Here is a 9,642-nt window from a genome sequence, read left to right on the forward strand (position 1 = left end):
AGTTGGACTTTCCAACTCACTTCTGGAGGCAGTCATGCGTGACGCGGTCATCGTGGACGCCGTCCGCACGCCGATGGGCAAGGGCAAACCGGGCGGCGCCCTGCACGGGGTGCACCCGGTGAACCTCTTCGCCCACGTGCTCGAGCGGCTCGTGCGCCGCACTGGTGTCGACCCGGCGCTGGTGGACGACGTCATCGGCGGCGCCGTCGACCAGGTCGGCGAGCAAGCGCAGAACACCACGCGCTGGGCGGTGCTCAGCGCGGGCTTCCCGGACACGGTGCCGGCCACCACCATCGACCGGCAGTGCGGCAGCAGCCAGCAGGCCGTCCACTTCGCCGCGCAGGGGGTCATGTCCGGGGCGTACGACGTGGTCATCGCGGGCGGCGTCGAGTCGATGAGCCGGGTGCCGATGTGGTCGAACGTGCCGCCCGGCAGCGACCCGTTCGGGCCAGGCATCGCCGAGCGCTACCCGGAAGGCCTTGTCCCGCAAGGGATCAGCGCCGAGCTAATCGCCGCCAAGTGGTCACTGCGCCGCGAGGCGATGGACGAGTTCGCCGCCCAGTCGCACCACAAGGCCGCGCTGGCACACGCCCATGGCCGGTTCGCGAGCCAGGTCGTGCCGATCAACGGTGTGACCATGGACGAGTCCGTGCGCCCGTTCACCACAGTGGACGTCCTCAGTGGACTCAAGCCCGCGTTCTACAGCCCTGAGATGGCGACCAGGTTCCCGCAGATCGACTGGTCGGTCACCGCGGGCAACAGCAGCCCGATCAACGACGGCGCGTCGGCCATGCTGATCACCTCCAGCGAGACCGCCGCGAGGCTCGGCCTGCGCCCGCGTGCGCGGCTGCACAGTTTCGCCGTCACCGGCTCGGACCCGCTGCTCATGCTGACCGGCGTCATCCCGGCGACCGAGCGCGTGCTGCGCAACGCGGGGCTCAAGCTGGCGGACATCGGCCTGTTCGAGGTCAACGAGGCGTTCGCGAGCGTCGTGCTGGCCTGGCTGCAGGAGACCGGCGCCGACCCGGCGAAGGTCAACGTCAACGGCGGCGCCATCGCGCTCGGCCACCCGCTCGGCGCGAGCGGAACGCGCCTGATGGGCACCCTGCTGGCCGCGATGCGGCAGCGCGGCGCGCGCTACGGCCTGCAGACCATGTGCGAAGGCGGCGGCCAGGCCAACGCGACCATCCTGGAACTGCTGTGACACTGCCCAAGAAGCTGGCCACCCACCCGTCGGTGCTCGCCGTCCAGGCCAAGCCTGCCGAGAAGCCGTCACCGGTGATCGACGCGGCCTGGCTGCGCGAGCTCTGCCTGGCGGCGGGCGCCGACGACGCGGCGGCCGTCTCACTCGACCACCCGGACCTGGCCGGCGAGCGGCCGCACGTGCTCGGCGCGCTGCCCGGCACGCGCTCGCTGATCTCGCTCGTGGTCAGGATGAACCGCGACAACGTCCGGACACCCGCGCGCAGCGTCGCGAACCAGGAGTTCCACCGCAGCGGCGAGATCATCAACGAGGCCGCGCACAAGATCGTGCGCGCGCTGCAGGACGCGGGTTACCGCGCGCTGAACCCGTCGGCGACCTTCCCGATGGAGATGGAACGCTTCCCAGGACGCATCTGGGTCGTCGCGCACAAGCCGGTCGCGGTGGCGGCGGGACTCGGCGCGATGGGCATCCACCGCAACGTGATCCACCCGAAGTTCGGCAACTTCATCCTGCTCGCGACCCTGCTGGTCGACGCGGAGGTCAGCTCGTACGGGGCCGAGCTGGACTACAACCCCTGCCTGGAATGCAAACTGTGCGTCGCCGCCTGCCCGATCGGCGCGATCTCGAAGGACGGCGCCTTCGACTTCAGTGCCTGCTCGACGCACAACTACCGCGAATTCATGGGCGGCTTCACCGACTGGGCCCAGACGATCGCCGACAGCTCCGACGCGGCCGAGTTCCGTGAACGTGTCACGGATTCGGAGAACGCCTCGATGTGGCAAAGCCTTTCGTTCAAGCCGAACTACAAGGCCGCGTACTGCATGGCCGTGTGCCCGGCGGGCGAGGACGTGCTGTCGCCGTATCTGGATGACCGCAAGGAATTCATGGCGACCGTGCTGAAACCCTTGCAGGACAAGGCGGAGACTCTCTACGTCACACCCGGATCGCCCGCGAAGGAGTACGCGGAACGCCGGTTCCCGCACAAGCCCGTGAAGGTGGTCGACTCCGGCATCCGGCGAAACCCGGGATGAAGCGAGCTGTCACTGACTCACAACGGGATCGTGTCGACGTAGCGCGAGCTGGATGAAGGGGAACCACGGCGTACCCGGATCCACCTGGAGATCGGCGAACACCCCGGCCTCTGATACACCGTGGATGCCCCAATGTGGCTTTCGTCAGCTCTGAGCTGACGAAAGCCACATTGGGATTTTTTCGACCGGGTCAGCTGTGCCAGTCGGCCGTGATCAGGCCGTGCTCGGACGCGACGTAGTGGAACCAGGGGCGGCCCAGGTCGTCGGTACCCACGAAACGGGTGCGCGAATGCCCGTCGGAGGCGGTCTGGGCGCCGTTGGTGCGCGCCGACATGCCCCACGAGTTCAGCCACTCGTCGGCGTGGCCGACCGTCCGCCATCCCCGTCCGTCGCCGACCTCGTCGGTCAGCCGCTGGGTCATGTCGACCGCGCCCGACAGCTCGAAGTTCTGGTCGTCGACGTAGTTCGCGGCCGAGGTGTCCACTGTGATCGGATACGACCACGAATGCCGCTCGGCCCGCGTTTTCCCGTGCGCGGTGACCGAAGTCGTCTGACGCCCGGAGTCGGTCTGGACGACGTGCTGGACGAGACCGTTGCCGGTGACGTCGTCACTGTTGCGATAGGACCGGGTCCGCTCGACCCGCGTCCACACCCGGCCGGCCGAGGTGTCGACGTACCCGGCGGTCACGTCGCGGCGGTCCGAGGTCACGGTCGCGTTGACGCCACCCGCGATGTCCTTCACGACCGTCTTCTGCGCGGCGACCGGCACGACGTCGGCCGAGGTCAGCTCGCCCTTGGTCTGCGCCGAACCCTTGTCGGTGTACAGGAACAGCGTCGGCACCACATGCCAGTTCCCGCCGATGTTGGCGACCGAGAACGACAGGTCGTGCGTCTCGCCGTCGACGAGCCGTCCCACGAACGGGGTCACATCGACGGTTTCCGGCTGCATGCTGAAGGTGTCGATGGCGACCAGCGGCCGCCACAGCGTCGGCACGATCCCGCCCGAATAGATGTGCGGGAACGTGTGCACCCCGGCGACCGGCGTCCCGTCCAGCGCCGCGGTCGCTTCACGGAATGGGCCGTGGCCGCACAAACCGGCCGACGGGTACTTCGCGGAGACCTCGTCGGGCACGTCGTCGAACCACTGCTCGTCGCACGCGCCGCCTTCGAGGGTGACCTCCAGCGAAGCGCGGACGATGTTGCGCGGCAGGTCCTTCAGCGCGAAGTGCACGGTGCCCTGCGCGGGCGTGGCCTCCTGGGAGACGAACCCGGCGACGTGGTCCGGCACCTCGGGCGCGGGGTGCTTCCGGTCGGCCTGGTAGTAGGTCAGCGTGACCGTCTGCAGGTAGTTGCCGGTGTAGACATCGGTCTGGTAGTTGATGATCCCGCCGCGGAACGGCTGTGGTGTGCGCAGCAGCGCGCTGTACCTGGTGAGGTCCTTGTCGAACTTGTAGGTGATCGCCCGCCTGCCCTCGCCGCTGGGCTCCTCGGTGGTGCCCCAGTAGACCTCGGTGTCACCGATCTTCAGGTCGCCGAACCGGTCGTACTGACGGCCTTTGACGGTGATCGTCTGGTCCAGCACGACCTTCGCCCACGGGCCGGGGCACGCGGGCGGCGGCGTGAGCGTCCCGGAGAACAGCTGGTTCGACCGGTCCGGCGCGTTGGACGGGAACCGGTCGGCGAGTGTGACCTTGCAGCTCGGCGTGTCCGGCCGGGAGACCGCGGGCGCCGGGGTCACCGGATCGTCGGTGTCGCCTTCGATGAACCCAGCGAAGGCGGGGGTGACCGCCACGAACAACGCCAGCAGAGCCGCGAAAAAGACCGACAAGACCCGCACGAAACGCCCCTTCGCCCTGGGTGATCACCGGTTTCGAGCCTAGTGCTCCCGGCATCCGACGAACGTAGGTCGTCGGAATTGTCGGACCGGTCTGGGAGTATTCGGACATGACCGGCGCACTGATCGGACGAGACCACCCCGCGGGCTTGCTACGCGGGGAGATCGGCCGCGCCACCGAAAGCCACGGCGGGCTCGTGCTGGTCACCGGCGAGGCGGGCATCGGCAAGACCACGCTGGTCACCGGCGCCGTCGAGGAGGCGCGCAGGCTGGGCGCGCTCGTGCTCGGCGGCACCTGCTGGGATTCCGGGAGCGCGCCGGGTTACTGGCCGTGGGTGCAGGTGATCCGCGCGCTGAAACGGGCCGCGACGCCGGAGGAATGGTCGGCGGCGGACACCGGCCCGCTGGCCGCGCTGCTCGGCGAGGGTGGCGAGGCGGTCGAGGGCTTCGAGCTCTACGACGCGGTGACCACGGCGCTGGTTGCGGTGTCGCAGAGCCGTCCGGTGGTGGTCGTGCTCGACGACCTGCACTGGGCCGACCAGGCCTCGCTCAAGCTGCTGGGGTTCGCCGCGCAGCACACCTGGTTCGAGCGGCTGCTGCTCATCGGGACGTACCGGGACGTCGAGGTCGAAGCGGCGGATCATCCATTGCGCGAGCTGATGCTGCCGCTGGTGGCCAAGGCGACCACGGTGACCTTGACCGGCCTCGGCCCCGAAGAGGTCGCCGCGCTGATGGAGCGCACGGCAGGCGCGCAGCCGGACGGCGAGCTGGCCGCCGAGGTGCACGCGCGCACCGGCGGAAACCCGTTCTTCGTCGAGCAGACGGCGCGGCTGTGGCACAGCGGCGGTTCGGTGAGCGCGATCGCGCCCGGCGTGCGCGACGCGTTGCGGCGACGGCTTTCCCTGCTGCCGGAGCCGGTCGTGCGACTGCTGGAGAGCGCGGCCGTGCTCGGGCGCGAGTTCCACCGGCAGGTGCTCGCGGCCACCGTCGCCGAGCCGGTGCCCCAGGTCGACAGGCTGCTCGACCAGGCGGTCACCGCGCGGCTGGTGACCGTGCGCGGCGCCGGGCTGTTCAGCTTCGCGCACGATCTGGTCCGCGAGTCGCTCTACGCCGAGCTCGCCGAAGACCGGCGAAGGCAACGGCACGCGGCGGTCGTCCGCGCACTCGACCGGTCCCCCGCGCTGGCCGAGCGGGTCTTTCCCGCCGACAGGGCGCGGCACGGCTTCCTCGCGGGCGCCGAAGTCGACAACACCCGTGCGGTCGACCTGCTGGTCGCCGCCGCCCGTGACGCGACAGCCAGGCTCGCCACCGAGGAGACGGCCGGTCATTTCCGCCGTGCGCTGGAGATCGTGGCCGACCCGGCGCGCCGCGCGAAACTCGCGCTGGACCTCGGCGGTGAGCTGCTGCGCTCGGGTGAGCGGGTCGAAAGCTGGCAGCGGTTCGACCAGGCGCTCGCGCTCGCCCGCGAGCTGGACGACGCCGACCTGCTGGCTCGTGTCGGCCTCACGCTGACGAAATGGGCAGGGCCGGGTGAACGCGAGCAGCTGAAGCTCGACGTGCTGGGCCACGCGCACCGGATGCTGTGCGGCGGCGAGGAAGGGCTGACCGTCGAGCAGATGACGCTGGAGCTCACCGCGCGCGTCGCGATGCTCGCGCGGAACGACGCGGACGACAACAAGCTGGCCTTCAGCCTCTGGGCCAGGCACGACGCGATCTGGGCGCCCGGCAACGCGCCCGAGCGCGAGAAGCTCACCGACGAGCTGGTGGTCATCGGCAACCGCACGGGCGATCTCGAGATGGAGCATTTCGCGGCGTCGCTGAAGTGGGTGGCGCTGCTGGAGCAGGGCGATCCCCGGTTCCTCGACCAGTTCCACGTCTTCGTCGGGCTGACCGAGCGCCAGGGTGTGCCCGCTTCGGAGTTCGCCGCCAAAGTCGACCAGAGCATCATCTCCACGCTCATGGGCCGCTTCGCCGAGGCCGAAACGCTGCTCGACCAGGTCATGAAGGGTTACGGCTACCACCATGCCTACTTCGGGCAGATGGTGGGTCACCTCACCTGGACCTCGTTGCTGGCGCAGGGCCGGTTCGACGAGCTGGCCGAGCTGCATCCCCAATTGCGCCAGGAGGGTTTTGTCGCGCCTTGGCTGCTGGAGACCATCACGGCCGCCCAACGTGGAGACGCCGCCGAGACGCGCGAGCTGTACAAGCAAGCCGCCGCCGGGGAGCCGTACCCGGTCGACCTCGGGCAGCTGTGGCTGCGCTGCCAGGCACAGGCGGCGGCGCTTTCCGGTGATCTCGAATGGTGCGCGCGGCTGCGGCCCCGGTTCGCCGAGTTCAGCGGGGCGTGGCTGGTTTCCCTGTACGGCTGCGACATCAGCGGCCCGATGGACCTGTGGGCCGGCGTGCTCGACCTCGCGCTCGGGCGCTGGGACGACGCCGTCGAGACACTCACGGCCGCTCATCGCTCCGCGGACCGGATGCGGATCCGCACCTGGTCCGTCGAAGCGCGGGCGTACCTGGCCGAGGCGTTGCGCGGCCGCGGTGACACCGAAGCGGCCACCGTGTTGTTCGACGAGGTCACCCGCGAGGCGGAGTCGCTCGGGATGCGGCACATCCCGGTGCGCGCCGGGCAGTCACGCACCGTCGTTCCCTTGTCCGCCAACGAGTTCCGGCGTGAAGAGGCGGTGTGGACACTGGGCTTCGAAGGTGTCACCGCGCGTCTGCCGGACGCGAAGGGCTTGCGGGACCTGCATTTCCTGCTCGGCAGCCCCGGTTCGGACGTTCCTGCCGTGCGGCTGCTCAACCCGGAGGGCGGTGAGGTCGTCGTCGCGGCCAGGCGGCTCGGCGGCGACGCCATGCTCGACGACGAGGCCAAGGCCCAGTACAAGCGGCGGCTCGACCAGCTCGACGCCGAGATCGACAGCGCCGCCGCGCGGGGCGACGACGCCCGAGCGTCCACATTGGACGCCGAGCGCGACGCGCTGCTGCACGAGCTGCGTGCCGCGGCCGGACTCGGCGGGCGCACGCGGCGCCTCGGCGACGAGGCCGAGCGCGCACGCAAGACGGTCACCGCCCGCATCCGGGACACCCTGCGCAAGATCGGCGAGGTCCACCCGCCACTGGCCGCGCACCTGCGCGAGTCGGTCACCACCGGCTCGACCTGCCGGTACGCCCCGGACACCCGGATCCCCTGGCGCCTATGACAGCACCAGGGGAACCGGATCGCGCTCACTTGCGGTTGTAGAGCCGCATCGTCAGCGTGCCGAAGACGGCGATCAGCACCGCGCCCGCGATGAGCACCCACAGGATCTCGCCGCCGTCGGTCTTGCCGTCCATCAGCGAGCGGACCGCGTCGACGATGTGCGTGACCGGGTTGACGTTCACGAAGGCCTGCAGCCAGCCGGGCATGGTGGCCGGGCTGACGTAGACGTTGCTGAGGAAGGTCAGCGGGAACAGCACCAGCATGCTGACGCCCATCACCGACTTCTCGGTGCGCAGCAGCAGCCCGAACATCGTCCAGATCCACGAGAACGCGAACGAGAACGCCAGCAGGAGCAGGACTCCGGCGCCGACACCGACGAAGCCGCCCGCCGGCCGGTAGCCGAGAACCAGCCCGACACCGAGGATCACCACGGACGCGATGAAGTAGCGCAGCAGGTCGCCGAGCAGGTAGCCGACCATCGCGGACGGGCGCCAGATCGGCAGTGTGCGGAACCGGTCGAACACGCCCTTGGCGATGTCGGTGTTCACCGCGACGCCGGTGTACATGGTGATCATCAGGATGCTGCTCGACATGATCCCCGGCAGCAGGTACTGCAGATACTCCGAGGTCGAGCCCGCCAGCGCGCCGCCGAAGAGATACGTGAACATCAGCGTCATCATCAGCGGGAACGCGGTGACGTCGAACAGCTGCTCCGGCACGTGCTTGATCTTCAGCACCGCGCGCCACCCGAAGGTGGCCGAGGTGGACAGCGCGCTCGGGCGCGGCGGCCGCTCCTTGGCGATCAGGACGGCGGCCAGGTCTTCCGGCTTGGGCGCGGAGAGTGCTTCGTTCTCCTGGACTGCGGTGGTCATGCTGCTGCCTCCACGTGACGGTCGGTGAGTGCCAGGAAGACCTCGTCGAGGCTCGGCTGGCCGAGTGAGAAGGTGTCGACGGTGATGCCGGCGTTCGCCAGTTCGGCGAGCGCGCGGGAGGACTGCTCGGCCGAGTTCAGCCCGCTCGAAAGCCGCGCGGTGAGCGCCAGCGGGTCGGCGTCGAGGATGATCTGAGCGTCGAGTGTCTTGGCCAGCAACACTTCCGCGTCGGCGCGATGCTCGGGATCGCGCAGTCGCAAGTGGACGGCGCCGACGCCGACCGAGGCCTTGAGCTCGCCCTTGGTGCCCTCCGCGATCACCTTGCCGCGGTCGATGACCGCGATCCGCGAGGCGAGCTGATCGGCCTCGTCGAGGTACTGCGTGGTGAGCAGGACGGTGGTGCCCTGCGCGACGACGGCGCGCACGATGTCCCACACCTGGTTGCGGCTGCGCGGGTCGAGGCCGGTGGTCGGCTCGTCGAGGAACAGCAGGTCCGGCGTGTTGAGGATGCTCGCCGCGATGTCGATGCGGCGCCGCATGCCACCCGAGTAGTTCTTGACCTGCCTGCCGGCGGCCTCGGTGAGCCCGAACGCGTCCAGCAGCTGCGCGGCCCGCTCCCGCGCGGCGGGCTTGCGGTGCCCGAGCAGCCTGGCGAGCAGCACCAGGTTCTCGGTGCCGGTCAGGTCCTCGTCGACCGAGGCGTACTGCCCGGTGAGGCTCACCCTGCCACGCACGGCGTCGGCTTCGCGGACGACGTCCTTGCCGAACACCAGCGCTTCACCGCCATCCGGCCGGAGCAAGGTGGCGAGCATCTTGACGGCGGTCGTCTTGCCCGCGCCGTTGGGCCCGAGCACCCCGTAGACGGTGCCCGCGGGCACCGCGAGATCGACGCCGTCGACCGCCCGGTTGTCGCCGAAGACCTTGACCAGGCCCGACGTTTCGATGGCCAGCATGTGTTTTCCTTTCAAGAGACGTAGGGTCGTGCGATGCGGGCGTCACGCAACGCGAGACCCCACCAGATGAGCTCGTCGAGCAGCGCGCGTGCCGCTTGGCCATGCCGCTCGCCGAACCCGGTTTCGGCAAGACTGAAGCCGACGCCGTCGCGCAGGGTGACGGTGTGCAGCTCGGTGAAGACGGACCTCAGCTGCTCCACCGCGTAGAGCCCCTCGGACCGGTAGCCGTACGACACGAACCCGACCGGCTTCGCCCGCCACTCGTCGTACGCGCAGTCGATCGCCTGCTTCAGCGACGCGGGGAAACTCCGGTTGTACTCGGGCGTCACGACCACGAACGCGTCAGCTTCGCCGATTCGCTCCGCGAACCGGCTCATCTCCGCGGTCGCTTCGTGCGGATACCGCTGCGGCAGCTCGAACCCCGCCAGATCGACCACGTCGACCTCGAGCTCACCCCGTTCCCCTGCCACGCCGGCGAACCACCGCCCGATCCGCTCGCCCGCCCGGCCTTCCCGCGTGCTCCCGATGATCACCGCCACCCGCAGT

Annotated in this window: 7 protein-coding genes; 3 read left to right on the forward strand and 4 right to left on the reverse strand. The window is 69.7% G+C overall.

The window, feature by feature from the left end; all coding sequences use genetic code 11:
• The first annotated feature begins 34 nt into the window (after positions 1-34).
• Both ACFV15_RS15040 and ACFV15_RS15045 read left to right on the forward strand, forming a co-directional pair.
• Positions 35-1,204 carry a thiolase family protein gene (locus ACFV15_RS15040; RefSeq protein ID WP_378351003.1) on the forward strand — a complete coding sequence of 390 codons (1,170 nt, stop codon included), beginning with the start codon at positions 35-37 and terminating at the stop codon, positions 1,202-1,204.
• Complete coding sequence (locus ACFV15_RS15045) at positions 1,201-2,235, forward strand: 4Fe-4S binding protein (protein WP_378351005.1); 1,035 nt, start codon at positions 1,201-1,203, stop codon at positions 2,233-2,235. The genes ACFV15_RS15040 and ACFV15_RS15045 overlap by 4 nt, the downstream gene beginning before the upstream one ends.
• 190 nt (positions 2,236-2,425) lie before the next feature.
• Here the strand turns inward: ACFV15_RS15045 and ACFV15_RS15050 are convergent, their stop codons facing one another.
• Complete coding sequence (locus tag ACFV15_RS15050; RefSeq protein WP_378351007.1) at positions 2,426-4,072, reverse strand: peptide-N4-asparagine amidase; 1,647 nt, start codon at positions 4,070-4,072, stop codon at positions 2,426-2,428.
• Positions 4,073-4,179: 107 nt separating this feature from the next.
• On the opposite strand from ACFV15_RS15050, the gene ACFV15_RS15055 reads away from it, so the two are divergent.
• Positions 4,180-7,272, forward strand: a complete 3,093-nt coding sequence (locus ACFV15_RS15055) for an ATP-binding protein (RefSeq protein ID WP_378351008.1) — start codon at positions 4,180-4,182, stop codon at positions 7,270-7,272.
• A 25-nt stretch (positions 7,273-7,297) separates the two neighbouring features.
• On the opposite strand, the gene ACFV15_RS15060 is transcribed toward ACFV15_RS15055, so the two are convergent.
• Genes ACFV15_RS15060 through ACFV15_RS15070 form a run of 3 tightly spaced genes read right to left on the reverse strand, consistent with a single transcriptional unit; the run spans position 7,298 to position 9,641 of the window.
• Positions 7,298-8,143: an ABC transporter permease gene (locus tag ACFV15_RS15060; protein WP_378351010.1), complete on the reverse strand. Its 846-nt coding sequence runs from the start codon at positions 8,141-8,143 to the stop codon at positions 7,298-7,300.
• The gene (locus ACFV15_RS15065) at positions 8,140-9,096 is read right to left on the reverse strand and encodes an ATP-binding cassette domain-containing protein (RefSeq protein WP_378351012.1); all 957 of its coding nucleotides are present in this window, start codon (positions 9,094-9,096) and stop codon (positions 8,140-8,142) included. The genes ACFV15_RS15060 and ACFV15_RS15065 overlap by 4 nt, the downstream gene beginning before the upstream one ends.
• Positions 9,097-9,107: 11 nt before the next feature.
• The gene (locus ACFV15_RS15070; protein WP_378351040.1) at positions 9,108-9,641 is read right to left on the reverse strand and encodes an NADPH-dependent FMN reductase; all 534 of its coding nucleotides are present in this window, start codon (positions 9,639-9,641) and stop codon (positions 9,108-9,110) included.
• Between the last annotated feature and the right edge of the window lies 1 nt (position 9,642).

Origin of the sequence: Amycolatopsis sp. NPDC059657 (assembly GCF_042734395.1) — a bacterium.
Lineage (GTDB): Bacteria > Actinomycetota > Actinomycetes > Mycobacteriales > Pseudonocardiaceae > Amycolatopsis.